This window comes from Citrobacter sp. RHB20-C16 (assembly GCF_013890155.1).
Lineage (GTDB): Bacteria > Pseudomonadota > Gammaproteobacteria > Enterobacterales > Enterobacteriaceae > Citrobacter_A > Citrobacter_A amalonaticus.
The window spans coordinates 914,140-928,708 of sequence record NZ_CP057630.1 but is presented as its reverse complement, the minus strand read 5'-3'; the positions used below and the strand labels follow the sequence as shown (position 1 = coordinate 928,708).

General features: G+C 54.1%; 13 protein-coding genes. 1 reads left to right on the top strand and 12 read right to left on the bottom strand.

Translation table 11 applies throughout. The annotated features are described in order from the left end of the window. Positions 1-57: 57 nt before the first annotated feature. The 5 genes from allS to HVX64_RS04590 all read right to left on the bottom strand — a co-directional run bounded on the left by allS (position 58) and on the right by HVX64_RS04590 (position 6,060). Positions 58-993, bottom strand: coding sequence for an HTH-type transcriptional activator AllS (allS, locus tag HVX64_RS04610; RefSeq protein ID WP_042998034.1), 936 nt, complete (start codon positions 991-993; stop codon positions 58-60). A gap of 14 nt (positions 994-1,007) precedes the next feature. Continuing rightward, positions 1,008-1,784, bottom strand: a complete 777-nt coding sequence (locus HVX64_RS04605; RefSeq protein WP_042998035.1) for a DUF2877 domain-containing protein — start codon at positions 1,782-1,784, stop codon at positions 1,008-1,010. Positions 1,785-1,884: 100 nt separating this feature from the next. Next, positions 1,885-3,147 (bottom strand): DUF1116 domain-containing protein, encoded by a 1,263-nt coding sequence (locus tag HVX64_RS04600; protein ID WP_042998036.1) that lies wholly within the window; start codon positions 3,145-3,147, stop codon positions 1,885-1,887. Between the two features lie 15 nt (positions 3,148-3,162). Next, a complete protein-coding gene (locus HVX64_RS04595) occupies positions 3,163-4,824 on the bottom strand; it encodes an acyl-CoA synthetase FdrA (protein ID WP_044255640.1) in 1,662 nt (553 codons plus the stop codon). A 12-nt stretch (positions 4,825-4,836) separates the two neighbouring features. Next, positions 4,837-6,060 carry an MFS transporter gene (locus tag HVX64_RS04590; RefSeq protein ID WP_042998038.1) on the bottom strand — a complete coding sequence of 408 codons (1,224 nt, stop codon included), beginning with the start codon at positions 6,058-6,060 and terminating at the stop codon, positions 4,837-4,839. A 335-nt stretch (positions 6,061-6,395) separates the two neighbouring features. On the opposite strand from HVX64_RS04590, the gene HVX64_RS04585 reads away from it, so the two are divergent. Then, a complete protein-coding gene (locus HVX64_RS04585) occupies positions 6,396-7,301 on the top strand; it encodes a carbamate kinase (protein ID WP_181825302.1) in 906 nt (301 codons plus the stop codon). Between the two features lie 96 nt (positions 7,302-7,397). Here the strand turns inward: HVX64_RS04585 and fbaA are convergent, their stop codons facing one another. The 7 genes from fbaA to HVX64_RS04550 all read right to left on the bottom strand — a co-directional run bounded on the left by fbaA (position 7,398) and on the right by HVX64_RS04550 (position 14,567). Beyond that, the gene (gene fbaA / locus HVX64_RS04580; RefSeq protein WP_042998040.1) at positions 7,398-8,477 is read right to left on the bottom strand and encodes a class II fructose-bisphosphate aldolase; all 1,080 of its coding nucleotides are present in this window, start codon (positions 8,475-8,477) and stop codon (positions 7,398-7,400) included. 90 nt (positions 8,478-8,567) lie between these two features. Next, a complete protein-coding gene (gene pgk, locus HVX64_RS04575) occupies positions 8,568-9,731 on the bottom strand; it encodes a phosphoglycerate kinase (RefSeq protein WP_042324055.1) in 1,164 nt (387 codons plus the stop codon). 51 nt (positions 9,732-9,782) lie between these two features. Further along, positions 9,783-10,802 (bottom strand): erythrose-4-phosphate dehydrogenase, encoded by a 1,020-nt coding sequence (epd, locus tag HVX64_RS04570; RefSeq protein ID WP_042998041.1) that lies wholly within the window; start codon positions 10,800-10,802, stop codon positions 9,783-9,785. A gap of 287 nt (positions 10,803-11,089) precedes the next feature. Beyond that, complete coding sequence (locus HVX64_RS04565; protein ID WP_044255644.1) at positions 11,090-11,800, bottom strand: nucleoside/nucleotide kinase family protein; 711 nt, start codon at positions 11,798-11,800, stop codon at positions 11,090-11,092. Beyond that, positions 11,797-12,306: an MltR family transcriptional regulator gene (locus HVX64_RS04560; protein ID WP_042998043.1), complete on the bottom strand. Its 510-nt coding sequence runs from the start codon at positions 12,304-12,306 to the stop codon at positions 11,797-11,799. The genes HVX64_RS04565 and HVX64_RS04560 overlap by 4 nt, the downstream gene beginning before the upstream one ends. 15 nt (positions 12,307-12,321) lie before the next feature. After that, positions 12,322-13,293 (bottom strand): class II fructose-bisphosphatase, encoded by a 972-nt coding sequence (glpX, locus tag HVX64_RS04555; protein ID WP_042998044.1) that lies wholly within the window; start codon positions 13,291-13,293, stop codon positions 12,322-12,324. Then, positions 13,290-14,567: a zinc-binding dehydrogenase gene (locus HVX64_RS04550; RefSeq protein ID WP_044255646.1), complete on the bottom strand. Its 1,278-nt coding sequence runs from the start codon at positions 14,565-14,567 to the stop codon at positions 13,290-13,292. The genes glpX and HVX64_RS04550 overlap by 4 nt, the downstream gene beginning before the upstream one ends. Positions 14,568-14,569 lie beyond the last annotated feature (2 nt).

Sequence of the window (14,569 nt, the reverse complement as noted above, 5' to 3'; positions counted from 1 at the left end):
TAAACAATAATGGGTGAATATGCCATTTTCGTTATGTTTCAATTCTGGATATCACGGCTATTGCCGTTCTGCAGGACGATCCACCATCCGCAAAAATCCCCCCACCAGCCCATGTTTTTGTTTAAAAATTGCGGCAATTTCGCTGACCACTTTTCCACTTCCGGCATTCTTCCAGGCGATAGAAAGCGGTGACGGCTGGCGAGGATTCACCACCGAACGAGCCACCAGTGCGCCGGATTCTACGTAAGGGCGACACAGACGTTCCGGTAAAAAACCGACGCCCAGGCCACTTAAGTGACAGGCCAGCTTGGTGCTGAGATCCGGAACCTTAATCTCCTTTTGTCCGCTCAGCAGCCAGGCCACGCGACGGGTGAGCGTGCGCGACGTATCTTCAATATTGATGGCGGGGTAGCGACGCAGCATGTCGTCCGATAACACCGTTGCCGGATGGCTGGCCAACGGGTGATTCTGCGCGACCACAAACTGCCAGCTAATGTCCCCCAGTGGCAGCAGTGAAATGTTGTTTGACAACGATTCGGAACCGGTCACGCCAATCGCCAGTTGATAGTCGTCATACAGCAGCGAATCCCACACGCCCATATAGACCTGGCGGGAGATCTGGAAACGGGTGAAGGGAAATTGTTGATGCAGCCACGTCAGTAAATCAGCGGTCGTCTGCGGCTGATAGAGCAAATTATTGATAACAATATTAACCTGACGCTCAACGCCCGCATTAATCTGCTGCAACTCATCAGGCATGGCGTCCAGCCAGTTAAGCCACTGGCGACAATGTTCGAGCAGATGCTGTCCCGCCAACGTCAGGCTGACGGAACGCGTGGTTCGTAAAAAGAGCTGCGTACCCACCTGCTCTTCCAGCGTTTTGATGCGGTAACTGATTGCCGCAGGCGTTTTATGCAGTGAGCTGGCCGCACGGGAAAAACTCTCCGTCTCAGCTACCCGAATAAATGTACGTATTGTTTCCTGATCGAGCATGCTTTCCCCTTGAATCAGCCATCAGCCATCAGCAACCAGCGTTGCGCCAGCGCAATCCCTAACACCATGTCAGCGCCGGAGGTGTGCCCCACCGTGAGCAGACGACGCAGTGCGTGGCCTGCGTCACGCCCGGTTTGCAAGCTGCGCATCACCCCCAACACCGGCGTCGAAAATTCGCCCACTCTGGCACTATTAAGATAGCTACAGCTTACCGAAGTTGTCAGTTGCGCAAGTTGATCCGCCGGGGGTAAAAAAAGGTGAACCGGTATCCCGGCTGCAATAAAGACCGCCAGCATTCCCGTAAGCATATCATCACCGCTGGGCGTGAGTCCGGGACCTCGTCCAATCAGCCAGCGCCAGTCTGGCACGGCACCATTCGCCCAACGCTCCAGCCCGGCGACGATCTGCGGATAACACGCCACGGTATTGAGTGGCTGGTTGAGCGCGCCTCCCAGACCGGTTTGCTGAACACAGGAAGACAGGTCGAGCAGTGCGATAGCAGAAGGAGTCAGTTGCAGCCTGAGCTGACGCTGAGGGCGAAGGGTCACCCCCTGCCCGGTCAGCAGATCCCCGGTTTTGCACAAGCGTGAAACCGTCGTCAGGCGGGAGAACTGTGCACGACTCAACAGCACGCCGGTCGGCCCCATGCCTTTACCGTAGCGGTATAACGTCAGTAATTCGCCGTTAGCATGGCTGAAATTGATCGCCTGTGAGAAGCGACTGTGCAGCGTCCATTCACCCTCTGGAAGTCGATAAAGCCCGGCGCAGGCCAGGGCATTGAGAATGAACATAGGTTACTCCGAAATGCCGGATCGCGGCGCCACCTTATCCGGCCCACGAGTGACACCGATCCGTAGGCCCGGTGAGCGTTAGCGCCACCGGGCATTTCTGTTACGCCGTGATGTGATGCTCTTCCGCCAGCGCTTCCAGCGCTTTTTCAAAGCACAGCAGCGGTGCACGTACGGTCCCCGCACCAACCTGGCCGATTCCGGCTTCGCGGTGAGCGATACCGGTGTTGATCAGCGGCGTAATCCCCGTTTCCACGACACGACGGATATCCAGCCCCAGACACGCCCCTTTGAAATCCCAGGACGGGATCTGGAACAAAGGGTTGTTGGCGAGGTAGATTTCCGCCATCTCCTCAGAGGTTTCCAGCGCGGCCCCCATACCGCCCGCACCGACGAAACGCGTCACGCCAGGTGCAGCAATCATGGCTGCGCCACCAATGCCCAGCGTCTCGGTAATGGCGCTATCACCGATATCCGGGTTAGCGTCAGCCTGACTGTAGCCGGTAAAGAACAAGCCCTGCGGCGTATTCACTGGCGCGGTAAACCAACGGTCGCCGGTGCCACTGACGCGAATCCCGAACTCACGCCCGTTGCGCGTCATTGCGGTCACCACCGAACCGGCTTTAATCACTGCCGCCGCATCCATCACCGCTTTGCTGTAGGCCATCGCCAAGTTAAGGAAGAACTGATCGGTCACGCTCAGGAACTGCAGCACCTCAATGATTTCGGCTTTCGGACGATCAAGACCGGCGATCACAGGGGATAGCGTGCGCAGCAGTAACGACGAGGCCGCGATATTACGCTGATGGAATTCGTCCCCCATCGTAATCGCCTGAGCCATCATCGCCGTCAGATCCACGCCGTTCTCCATGCGCGACAAGGCCTCCTGTAACACCGGTGCCAGCGTATCACGCATCCAGCGCAGACGCGTCTGCACATCCTCACCGTAGGCGCCGAAACGCATGACTTTGCCGATCCCTTCGTTCAGGTTGCAACAGGACTGATTGCCATGCACCACGTCACGTACGACCAGCACTGGCATGTTTGCAGAGGTGATACCGCCCATCGGGCCGACGGCGCCAACATGGTGGCACGGGATAAATTCCACTTCGCCCTGATTCAGGAGACTGACAGCTTCCTCTTCACTGGCCGCCCACCCCTCAAACAGCGATGCGCCGATACAGGCACCGCGCATAGGCCCCGTCATCTCTTCCCAGGCAATCGGCGGGCCGGCGTGCAGCAATTTACGCCCGGAGGACAATTCAACCACCGCCTCTTTCGCAGGACGGACAGCGACCCAATGTGGGCGGGCGGCTTTGATGCGTTCAATAATGGCGTCGTTGGCCTGTGCAATTGATGAATACATATCGGTACCTCTGAATTAATGTAACTGCTTGAGTAAACTGGCGAGACGCGCATTGCCACCGGCAATCGGCGCCCACTGATAATACACAACCGGCGTGCCGCTGCTTTGCAGATCCAGCGCGAAGCTGCGCAGTCCGGCATTGATCACCTGTACGCCATCCAGCAAGGGGTTAGGTTCAACGGATGGGCGAGAGTCCTGATGATGTGTCAGGCTGATGGCGAGCAACACGGCCTCTTCCAGGGTTTCCACCACGGCGATGCCTGCATCACGCAGGATGTCGGTTTGTCCACTGCGTCCCTGTGGGTCGGCATCGGTTCCGGTGAGGGTGGCGATGGTGACCAGCGGCGCGTTTCGCGTTGCGCGAACCTGCTCGACAGCCTCAACAACGGCGCCCGCCGGATCAGCACAGGCGCCATAGCCCAGCACCACATCCAGCAGCAGCACGCCCACGTCCGGCATCGCTGCCAGCTTTTCGATTTCAATGCTGCGAGTTGTCGGGTCAATCATCGGGTGTGGTCTGCCCAACGTGTAGCTGTCATCTCCCAGATCGACAATGCGATGGCCCTGCGCGTCGAGCATGACGCCAGCAGCGTGGCTTTCACTCACTGGCACACCCAGCCCGGCCGAAAGCAACATCGCTGCTTCAGCCGCGAGCGTCCCGCCGGCATACAGCCCATAAATGCCTTTGCCAGCCACCTCGGGTTGAATCAGGCGCTGCTGAGCCACTCGCATCAGCAACACGGCCAGTTGGGCGGCATCTGAGAGCGAATTCGCCAGCCAGACATTCCCCTCACAGCGTTGTTCCGGTTTATTCCCGAGAAAGAGCGCGACCACCGGTTTACCGACCTTTTGCATCGCATTGATAATGCGGGTTCTGACCTGCGGCGACGGCGGTTTAGAGACAAACGCGATCACCCGCGTGGCATCATCAGCAGCCAGCATCTCCAACGCCGTTAACGCACTGATGCCTCCCACTTCCGCACTCAGATCGCGTCCCCCCAAACCGATGGCATGGCTGATCCCCTGTTGGTGCAGCGCAATCTGAGAGGTGACCTCCTGAATGCCCGTTCCGGACGCCCCGATTACACCAATTCCACCGTCGGGCAACACGTTCGCGAATGCCAGTGGGCTACCGGCAATCATCGCTGTCCCGCAGTCCGGCCCCATCACAATCAGCCCTTTTTCGCGAGCCAACGTTTTCAGCTCAACTTCCTGCTCAAGCGGTACGTTATCGGAAAACATCATCACGTTTTTACCGGCCAACAGCCCCTCTTTCGCTACGGAGGCCGCATACTCCCCGGCAACCGAAACCAGCAGCAGATTAGCCTGCGGTAATTTCTGGCACGCGCTCTCCCAGCGACGCGCCTTCAGCAGTTGCTGTGAACCGCCCGAGGCGCTGGCAATTGCGCTTAACTCTTTTTCCAACTGTTCGCGGATTAATTCGAGGATCTCCGGTTGCTCGTCATGCGTTCGTACCGCCACACAAATATCGTTCGGTGTGGCCTCGACAAAATCGTCATGCCAGAAGCCCGTAGAATCCAGCATCGCTTTATTCGCTGGCGTTCCCATCATGACGGAAACCTGGTCAACTTCCGGTCGCTCACTTAATTTCCGGGAAATGATCATCAGGCTGACGGAGTCCTGAAAGCTTCCCTTTTTAATAAAGGCGTAAATCATTACCGCTACCTCTTATGTACGTTTTTCTTTCAAAAACAGCATCGCAACCAATCCAATCGCTAACAGAATGGCTGACACATAAAAACTGGATGCCAGGCTGCCCGTAATATCGCGCGCCGCGCCAGCAATAATGGGAGCAAGAATAGAAGAGCTCATGCCGATAAAATTAAATAAGCCAAACGCGGTGCTGTAATTATTTTCATCAACGCTATCGGCAACCAGCGCAACCAGCACGGGATCCAGTGCCAGTTTGCCGACGAGACCGTAAATACACAGGGCGACAATCACGCCAGTCATGTTTGGCATCCAGACAATGGACAGCATGCTGATGATCGCCACCGGGACGAGGAACATAATTAACGGTTTGCGCTTACCTAATTTGTCAGACAGGCTGGAGAATAACAGCGCGCCGGGGATTGAAATCCAGGCGACCAGCGAAGAGATAAATCCAGTTTCGCTACCGGCAATACCACGTTCATTTTGCAGATAATAGGGAAGCCAGGTCAGAATAACGAAGAAACCAAACAGGCTACAGAACACCATGATATAGGTCAGAACGAGGTTGCGGTTTTTCAGAAGATCGCTGAATTTGCCTTTTTTTACCGGCTGTCCGTCGGTATCTACAGTGCGTTTCTTTTCTTTCACAAACAGCCAGATCGCAATCCCCACCAGTACTGAAGGAACCGCCATCGCGTAGAACGGCATCCGCCATGAATGGCCCTGATCGTACACCAGCCAGCTTGAGGTCATCAGTCCCAGCGCAATACCGAAGGCCATGCCGCTATTGATGATTGCGCTGCCGAGCGAGCGATATTTTTTAGGGATTTGCTCGGAAGAAAGGCCGTACTGTGGACCGTAATAGGTCCCTTCTCCCGCGCCCGTGACAACGCGGGCAAACAGCAGCGTGTACCAACTTTTTGCCCAACCGGTAACGGCCGTGAAAACGCCAAAGAGAATAAACCCAGGCACCAGCACTTTTTTCTTACCGATTTTATCACCCAGTATTCCGGCCGGGACCTGTAATAACGCATAAGAAAAATAAAACACAGAATTAAGAATGCCTAATTGCGTTCCACTTAGGCCAAACTCTTTTTCCAGCTCGCCCATCACCGGGTTCAATACCGTCCGGTCGGCGTACATGAAAATCCACCCCAGCCAGAACAGGAAAATGGTCACCCACCAGGCCGGTATTCCTTTTTTCTTCGTGACCTCAGTCACTTCACATGATTCAGACATAAGCAATCTCCCGGTAATATTTACCGTTGAACACCTCATATTATCTGACGATTGATGAGGCTTGATGTTTTAACTCTGCTCACCATATCGGGCCGCGACATCATTTCGTTTGAGCAAAGTCACACAAAATCCATTGTTATAAATTCCTGGGAACTGACCGCAACATTATTAAAAAAAGTCTAACAATCATTTTTTAAATATTTTAAACAAAGTAATTAAAAACAATCCTAATTAACGCGTTATTTTTATCAGTCAATAAGCTGTCGAATAAGTCACATTATAAAAAAACCGGAACGTTATTTTGACCACGAGATATTTTGCACATTGAGGTCATAATGAAAAAGAAACTGGTCATTGCACTGGGTGGGAATGCATTATTACAGCGCGGAGAGATATTGAGTGCGGAAAACCAACAACGCAGCATTCAGGTTTTTGCGCAACGGGTAGCGACGCTGGCTCGCGATTATCAACTGGTGATTGTTCACGGAAACGGGCCTCAGGTCGGGTTGCTGGCGTTGCAGAACGCGGCCTACACGGAATCACCCGCCTGGCCGCTGGATATACTGGTGGCTGAAAGCCAGGGAATGATTGGCGCCGCCATCGCCCAGGCGCTGACGCAAAATACGGGGGGTTGCCCCGTGACCACGCTGATGACACGGGTAGAAGTAGACCCGCAGGATGAGGCGTTTGCCGCTCCGGGTAAGTACATAGGGCCCGTCTATCAACCGGATCAACAAGCTGAACTGGAACAACGCTATGGCTGGACGATGAAGGCGGATGGACAATACATTCGACGGGTCGTTCCCTCACCGATACCGCAAAACATCCTCGACGGCGAGTCCATCCAGATGCTGATGGAAGCAGGGCATACGGTGATTTGCTGTGGCGGTGGCGGCGTTCCGGTGGTGGCTCAGGGTAACGGATACGTGGGAACTGAAGCGGTGATCGACAAAGATCTGACAGCTGCGGTGTTGGCGAATACCATCAACGCCGATCATCTGCTGATCCTGACCGATGCCGATGCCGTCTATGAACACTGGGGTACTCCACAGGCGCGCGCGTTACGACATGTCACAACCGAAGAGTTGGCGCCGTTTGCGGCACCGGATGGCGCAATGGGACCAAAAGCGGCGGCGGTGATCCAGTTTGTTAAGCAAACCGGGCGTTCGGCGTTTATTGGCGCGCTGAAAGATGCACCGCAGATACTCACAGGCGAGAAAGGTACCTGCGTGACGCAGTAACCCCCTGCCGTTTGGCATTGTCGGATGGCGAGATTCTCCGGCAACCACGCAAAAAAGGCTTCCCGAAGGAAGCCTTTTTACAATCAGCGGACCAGATTACAGAACGTCAATTGCGTTCAGTTCTTTGAAAGCCTGTTCCAGACGCGTGATCATGGAAGTCTGGCCAGCACGCAGCCATACGCGCGGATCGTAGTATTTCTTGTTCGGCTGATCTTCGCCTTTCGGGTTGCCCAGCTGACCCTGCAGATACGCTTCATTCGCTTTGTAGTAGTTCAGAACACCTTCCCAGGTCGCCCATTGGGTATCGGTATCGATGTTCATTTTGACTACACCGTAGCTTACGGAGTCTTTGATTTCCTGAGCGGTAGAACCGGAACCACCGTGGAAGACGAAGTTCAGGCTGTTGTGCGGCAGGTTGTGTTTCTTAGAAACATAGTCCTGAGAGTCGCGCAGGATGGTCGGGGTCAGAACCACGTTACCCGGCTTGTAAACGCCGTGTACGTTACCGAAAGAAGCCGCGATAGTGAAACGCGGGCTGATTTTGCTCAGCTCGGTGTACGCGTAATCCACGTCTTCCGGCTGGGTGTACAGGGCAGAAGCGTCCATGTGGCTGTTATCCACACCATCTTCTTCACCACCGGTGCAACCCAGTTCGATTTCCAGGGTCATGCCCATTTTGGACATGCGCGCCAGGTATTTGGAGCAGATTTCGATATTCTCTTCCAGTGACTCTTCAGACAGGTCGATCATGTGAGAAGAGAACAGCGGTTTACCGGTCGCCGCGAAGTGTTTTTCACCTGCGTCCAGCAGACCGTCGATCCACGGCAGCAGTTTCTTCGCGCAGTGGTCAGTGTGCAGGATAACCGGAACACCGTAGTGCTCAGCCATCTGATGTACGTGGTGCGCACCAGAGATCGCGCCCAGGATTGCCGCACCCTGAGGAACGTCAGTTTTCACGCCTTTACCCGCGATGAACGCAGCGCCACCGTTGGAGAACTGTACGATAACCGGCGCTTTAACTTTTGCAGCGGTTTCCAGAACGGCGTTGATAGAGTCGGTACCGACGCAGTTAACTGCTGGCAGAGCGAAGTTGTTTTCTTTTGCTACCTGGAAAACTTTCTGTACGTCATCACCGGTGATAACGCCAGGTTTTACGAAATCAAAAATTTTAGACATGTTACGAGTCCTGTATCTTCGGCCTTGGAAAGGGGTGCGTGCCACTTAAGCGCGCTGAAAATTGGGCAGGTTTCCCTGCCCATGAGTGTCTTACTTCTTAGCGCGCTCTTCGAGCATCGCTACTGCAGGCAGAACTTTACCTTCCACGAATTCGAGGAATGCGCCGCCGCCAGTGGAGATGTAGGAGATTTTGTCAGCAATACCGAACAGATCGATAGCCGCCAGCGTGTCACCGCCGCCTGCAATAGAGAACGCGTCGCTGTCAGCAATTGCGTTAGCTACGATTTCAGTTCCTTTACGGAAGTTCGGGAATTCAAACACGCCAACCGGGCCGTTCCACAGAATGGTTTTTGCATTCTTCAGGATTTCAGCCAGCTGCTGTGCAGAAGCGTCGCCGATATCCAGGATCTGCTCGTCTTCTTTCACGTCGTTGACGGATTTCAGCGTGGCGGCAGCGCTTTCAGAGAACTCGGTCGCGACGCGAACGTCAGTCGGAACCGGGATATCGCACGTGGTCAGCAGACGTTTGGCTTCGTCAACCAGATCTGCTTCGTACAGGGATTTGCCCACATTGTGGCCCTGAGCGGCAACGAAGGTGTTCGCGATGCCGCCGCCAACGATCAGCTGATCAGCGATTTTGGACAGGGAATCCAGAACGGTCAGTTTGGTGGAAACTTTAGAACCGCCCACGATAGCGACCATCGGACGAGCCGGCTCTTTCAGCGCTTTACCCAGCGCATCCAGTTCTGCAGCCAGCAGCGGACCGGCACATGCGACGTCAGCAAATTTGCCGATACCGTGAGTGGAAGCCTGTGCACGGTGAGCCGTACCAAATGCGTCCATCACGAACACATCACACAGCGCAGCGTATTTTTTGGACAGCGCTTCGTCGTCTTTCTTCTCGCCTTTGTTGAAGCGAACGTTTTCCAGCACCACCAGCTCACCGGCAGCGACTTCAACGCCGTCGAGGTAATCTTTTACCAGGCGAACCGGGTTAGACAGTTTGTCTTTCAGGTAATTAACAACCGGCAGCAGAGAGAATTCTTCGTTGTACTCGCCTTCGGTAGGACGACCCAGGTGGGAAGTCACCATCACTTTAGCGCCTTGTTTCAGGGCCAGTTCGATGGTCGGCAGAGAAGCACGGATACGCGCATCGCTGGTCACTTTCCCTTCTTTAACTGGTACGTTCAGATCCGCACGGATAAAAACACGTTTACCAGCAAGATCCAAATCGGTCATCTTGATTACAGACATGGTGAATCCTCTCGTTGATTCTTGATAAAGTTTTGCAGACGCCCTTGCGCCCTACCTGAAACCTTTTGCAGCCATCGCTAACGTGGTGTCGAGCATTCTGTTAGCAAAGCCCCATTCATTGTCACACCAGACCAGTGTCTTAATAAGGTGCGCGCCACTGACCCGCGTTTGTGTACCATCAACAATGGCGCTATGCGGGTCGTGATTAAAATCGACGGAGACCAACGGTAATTCCGTATAGTCAACTATATCATGAAATGCACCTTGTGCCGCTTTTTGCAGCAACTGGTTGACTTCATTGGCTTTTACTGGCTTCATCACCGTAACGCTTAAGTCGATTGCCGTGACGTTTATCGTCGGTACCCGCACCGCAATCGCTTCAAAACGATCGTTAAACTGCGGGAAAATTCGGGTGATACCTGCCGCCAGTTTGGTATCGACCGGAATGATCGACTGACTCGCCGCGCGCGTCCGACGCAGGTCAGAATGGTACGCATCAATCACCTGCTGGTCGTGCATCGCGGAGTGAATGGTCGTCACCGTACCGGACTCTATGCCATAGGCATCATCCAATAATTTGATAATGGGAATAATACAATTCGTGGTACACGAAGCATTGGAGACGATGCGGTGGTCCGCGCGCAGTTGATCCTGATTGACGCCAAATACCACTGTGGCGTCGAGATCGTTGCTGCCAGGATGTGAAAAGAGCACTTTCTTCGCGCCAGCGGCGATATGCGCCTCGCCGTGTTCGCGGTTCCCGTAGACGCCCGTACAGTCCAGCACGATATCAACGCCGAGCTCGCGCCACGGAAGCGCCTCAAGCGAAGACTCATGCAGAATGCGAATCGCGTCGTCGCCAACTATGAGCTGCTCGCGCTCCTGGCGAACGTCCCATGCAAAACGTCCATGGCTGGTGTCATATTTCAACAAATGCGCCATGCCTGAAGCATCCGCCAGTTCATTGATTGCCACCACGGTGATTTCCGCCCGACGTCCGGATTCATATAAAGCACGAACCACATTACGTCCGATGCGACCGAAGCCATTAATCGCTACGCGTACGGTCATAGATCTCCTGCAAGGCTATCCCGATTCAGATGTGGCTGACAGAGTAATCCAGCGCATCGTTCAGGGGAACCTTACCTGTCGCAAACTGCGACTGATTGATTATTTGTCGAACATTTAATCGACTGAAACGCTTCAGCTAGAATAAGCGAAACGCGGAATAAAAGGAACGATTGTCCAGACGATTAAGCCAGCTATATGACCTGCATCACATTTTACCCGCTGCGAACGAGGGTAATTATTCCAGTAAACCGTAATAATCATCACGCATTAGCTGGAATAATTTATCATCAGGCGAGACGGTATTCCCCAGTGGCGTTCATCTCCAGTAGTAGACTCGCAGGACGACTTTCGCGCAGCACTCGCTCAACATTCGGTCCGTCAGTGCGTTCGTAAAACGCCTCGGCATCGGCTGGCGATAATCCTCCAGCCAGCTTGCGCCCCACCAGTCGCGCACGCAGGGCCTCCGCTGGCGCGCGAATAAACAGGGAAAAATCGCAGAACGCCGCCAGCGCCCGCCATCTCTCGTCATCCCGCAGCAGCCAGTTTCCTTCCACAATGACAATCGGCGTGCTCACCACAATCGCGTCTTCGACCGGATCGTGTTTTTGCCGATCATATTGCGGCCAGGTCCCTTCGCCTTCTCTAATCTGTCGCAGATTCTGCGCCAGTTTTTCAACGTCAAACGTCTCTGGCGCTCCTTTGTACGCACGCAGATGGTGCGTGTCCAGCCAGTCATTGTAATGATGGAAACCATCCATCGGGAGCGTTTGGATCGCCGGCAAAGAGGGCTCCTGACGAGAAAGCCACTCCCAGAACGTGGTCAGTGTGGATTTTCCGGTCCCGGGCGGCGCACTCAGAAACACAACGGTGCGTCGTCTGGCGTTCGCGGAATGGACGTTCGCCAGGTGCTGTAATAACGGCTTATGAACGTTCTCTATCTCATCATCATGATAATGGGCTTCAACCCGCAACCCATTGACCATCAGTCCGATTTTCACGGTGTTAATTCCTTTAAAATTGACGTTACCGCCAGCGTCATTGCCGTCTTGACCATGCCGGAAAAACGCACCTCAGACCACGCCGCAAAGTCGGCAAATTTCATCGACTCCAGCGCGCTATATAAGGTCGTATTGCGGGTAATACTGTTGACGTTGCTGATAAAATCCCAGGTGATGTCGTCGGCAAATCCCGGGATCTCATCCCGTTCGCTGACGTACTGATAAAACTGCGAAAAATGCGTAATATCGGCATAAAGCCATTTATCCATTTTTCCCAGCGCATAAATCAGGCGCAGCGCAACGTCAATATCATCAAGCGGCCCACTCTGGGCAAGTAACGGCTTCACTGCATATTCCACAATCTCTTCATCGTTATCGACAAATAGCGACGGCAGAAAGCGCTTAATGCCCTGTAGCAAAATGGAATGTGCCGTCGTCATAAACGAAAGTAAGTTATTTTGAGCATCCAGTTGCTCCAGCACATCGTCTTCTGTCAGCGTCGTCATTTGTTTCCCGATCAATCACCATGAATGCAGAGAGTCTATTATATTACACGTTCGATCCGCGCCGCCGATCAGTAAAGTTTGCGTACGCACCCCCTTTGCAACCTGTTGGATCCCATTCACAAGATCGCCGCCGGTCACTCCGGTCGCGCTGAAGAGAACGTCATGTCCCGCTACCAGTTCGTCGAGCGTATAGATCCGATTGACCTCGACGCCCATTTCCGCGCAGCGCTGGCGCTCCTGGGCAGAGATAACACGATGCTCCGCGGTGTCGCCTTTCGCTTCACAAAAATCAATCAGCTCGGCCTGCATATCCCCCCCCAACGCTTTCACCGCACAGGCGGAAATCACGCCTTCTGGCGCACCGCCAATGGTATACATCAGGTCATAAGGGTTATCCTGCAAACAGGCCAGAACACTGGCGGCCACATCACCATCAGGCAGGGCAAAGACTTTCACCCCCAACTGCGTGGCTTCGGCAATGGCTGGCTGAAGCCGCGGTTTATCCAGCGTGGCCATGCGCAGTCGATCCAGCGGTTTGCCCAGCGCTTTCGCCACCTGACGCAGATTATCCGCCAGGGGCCGCGCCAGGTTAATCACCCCTTTCGCCTGCCGGTTAACAACCAGCTTTTTCATGTACATATCAGGGGCATGTAACAAGCTTCCCCGCGGCGCAAACGCCATCACCGCCAGCGCATTGCTCTGCCCCATCGCAACCATCCGGGTGCCTTCAATAGGATCGACCGCGATATCAACCTCTGGCCCGCTGCCGCTGCCAACCTCTTCGCCAATCCACAGCATCGGCGCGTGATCAATCTCGCCCTCACCAATGACGATGCGCCCGCGAATGGCGATGTCATTCAAGGCCGTGCGCATCGCACTCACTGCCAGTCCATCTATTTTGTTCTTATCGCCGCAGCCGGTTTGCGGCCAGGCAGCCAGCGCTGCCTGCTCCGTGATGCGAAACAGCGGCCATGCCAACGACTTCATGCCGCCGCCTCCCCGATATCCACGCCAAACTGCGCCAGCAGATACTTTTCTGCTTTCTCATTCCAGATTCCGTGTGTCTCCTCCACAAGACGTGCCAGTTCTCTGAATAACGGATCGGTTTTGCCTTTCTCAGCGAAATCAGCAATTGCCGTCAGCGGCATCGTCACACCGTTATAGATAAGCTTCTTGCCGCCTGGAATATCCGGCAAATTCAGAACGGTATCGGGCACCGCATCGAGACCACCAATATGGGTCACCATAAACGATGGCTGAAGCTGCCCCGTCGCGCTCAGTGCAATCGCCTCTTTCATGTCCTCAGTGGAACCGCCAGAGGTTCCGACTACGTGAGTGCTGTTGTAATGCACGTTGTAGAAATTAAACGGCACCTTGAAACGGCTATCCGTCGGACCGGCAAAGAAGTTCAGACAGCCATCTTCTGCCAGAAGATCGTCAGCCATCTCCACGACGGCTGGCACGGCGGCATAGACAAAAACGTCATCGAACCCGGCGCCGCCCGTTAATTCGCGCAGTTGCGTCGCGGGGTCGACCATACCGGACGAATTCACATAGGTGAGTTCGATTCCCTTGCGCGCGGCCAGTTCGACCGGCAGGAGTTTTTTAGCCTGCTCCAGACGCGTTTCATCAATATCCACCACCACCACGCGTGCCGGTTGGATCCCGCCGTTAATAGCATAATCAATCGCACCGATCCCCATTGGCCCGGCGCAGGCTAAAAGCGCAATATTGCCGCCGGGCTTAATCCCCATTCGGTGCTTATACACATAAGGCGTCGTATGATAATTCGCCTTATAGGCACCGATGATGCAACACATCGGTTCCGCCAGCGAGGCGGCCGCAAAATAAGAACCGTGGTATGGCAATACGCAACCCAGCTTTATCGCAATTTCAGGGATAATCATATACGTGGCATTACCACCGAAATATTCGTAGCTGTATCCTGCGGAATAACCGCTGGGTAATCCCATTGCGGGTTGTAAAACAAAACGTTGCCCTTTTTTATATTTCCCGGTTAAGTTTTTACCTACTTCAACAATGATCCCGGCACATTCGTGACCGGTAATCACCGGATGATTTTCCAGATCATCAGGAACACGTTTATGTTCACTGGCTAATGTCGCAGCCTTCCAGGTGGATAAGCATACGCTGTCGGAAATCACACTGACTAACAGTTCATTATCCGTAATTTCAGGTAATTCAAACTCACGGATACGCACATCCTGTTTGCCATATATTGCAGCCACTTTCGTTTTCATAT

Bases quoted from the DNA above. Each gene is read 5' to 3' on its own strand.
- HVX64_RS04560 (WP_042998043.1), bottom strand. From the start codon at position 12,306: ATGACGACGCTGACAGAAGACGATGTGCTGGAGCAACTGGATGCTCAA.
- HVX64_RS04585 (WP_181825302.1), top strand. From the start codon at position 6,396: ATGAAAAAGAAACTGGTCATTGCACTGGGTGGGAATGCATTATTACAG.
- HVX64_RS04595 (WP_044255640.1), bottom strand. From the start codon at position 4,824: ATGATTTACGCCTTTATTAAAAAGGGAAGCTTTCAGGACTCCGTCAGC.
- allS (WP_042998034.1), bottom strand. From the start codon at position 993: ATGCTCGATCAGGAAACAATACGTACATTTATTCGGGTAGCTGAGACG.
- HVX64_RS04605 (WP_042998035.1), bottom strand. From the start codon at position 1,784: ATGTTCATTCTCAATGCCCTGGCCTGCGCCGGGCTTTATCGACTTCCA.
- fbaA (WP_042998040.1), bottom strand. From the start codon at position 8,477: ATGTCTAAAATTTTTGATTTCGTAAAACCTGGCGTTATCACCGGTGAT.
- pgk (WP_042324055.1), bottom strand. From the start codon at position 9,731: ATGTCTGTAATCAAGATGACCGATTTGGATCTTGCTGGTAAACGTGTT.
- glpX (WP_042998044.1), bottom strand. From the start codon at position 13,293: ATGAAGTCGTTGGCATGGCCGCTGTTTCGCATCACGGAGCAGGCAGCG.
- HVX64_RS04590 (WP_042998038.1), bottom strand. From the start codon at position 6,060: ATGTCTGAATCATGTGAAGTGACTGAGGTCACGAAGAAAAAAGGAATA.
- epd (WP_042998041.1), bottom strand. From the start codon at position 10,802: ATGACCGTACGCGTAGCGATTAATGGCTTCGGTCGCATCGGACGTAAT.
- HVX64_RS04550 (WP_044255646.1), bottom strand. From the start codon at position 14,567: ATGAAAACGAAAGTGGCTGCAATATATGGCAAACAGGATGTGCGTATC.
- HVX64_RS04600 (WP_042998036.1), bottom strand. From the start codon at position 3,147: ATGTATTCATCAATTGCACAGGCCAACGACGCCATTATTGAACGCATC.